This is a genomic window from Streptomyces vulcanius, from assembly GCF_042653945.1.
GTDB lineage: Bacteria > Actinomycetota > Actinomycetes > Streptomycetales > Streptomycetaceae > Streptomyces > Streptomyces mangrovi.
Genome location: NZ_JBHSFK010000143.1, coordinates 1 through 586, shown reverse-complemented (window position 1 = coordinate 586; position 586 = coordinate 1). Strand labels below are relative to the sequence as shown.

Genomic DNA, 586 nt, shown 5'->3' with positions numbered 1-586 from the left:
ACGTATGGGTTCAAACACCATTCGCCTCGGTCGTCAGGAAGGCCCGGACCCGCTGGGCGGTCTCGTCGGCGCAGGTGTCCATGACGAAGTGGCCGCCATCGAGCAGGTGGATCTCCGCGGCGGGCAGGTCGGCCCGGTACGAGTCGGCCTCCTGGGCGCGGAACGACGCGTCGTACCGTCCCCAGAGGACGAGTGTGCGGGGCTGGGTGCGGCGCAGCCACCGCTGCCAGGTCGGGTAGGAGGCGACGTTGGTGCGGTAGTCGTAGAACAGCTCCAGCTGGATGTCCGCCTGTCCCGGCCGGTTCAGGAACGTGAGCTCGTCCGTCCACAGGTCGGGGTCGTAGCGGTCGATCGCCGGGTCGTTGCCGAGATGCCGTGCCCGCGTGGCGTCCGGGGAGAGGAAGTTCTCGCGCAGCGCCGCCTCGTGGGCGCGGCGATCGGCCCAGAAGGCACGCCGTGTCTGCCACACCAGGCCCAGGCCGCTGTCGTGGGCCACCGCGTTCTGGATGATCAGCGCCTGCAGCCGCTCCGGATGCGCCATGGCCATCCGGAAGCCGACCGGTCCGCCGTAGTCCTGTACGACGAG

Annotated in this window: 1 protein-coding gene; it reads right to left on the bottom strand. The window is 70.0% G+C overall.

Annotated features, from left to right (window positions below; genetic code table 11):
• Positions 1–10 precede the first annotated feature (10 nt).
• On the bottom strand, positions 11–586 hold a 576-nt coding region (locus ACFPIH_RS56405; RefSeq protein WP_381188187.1), incomplete at its 5' end, for an alpha/beta fold hydrolase.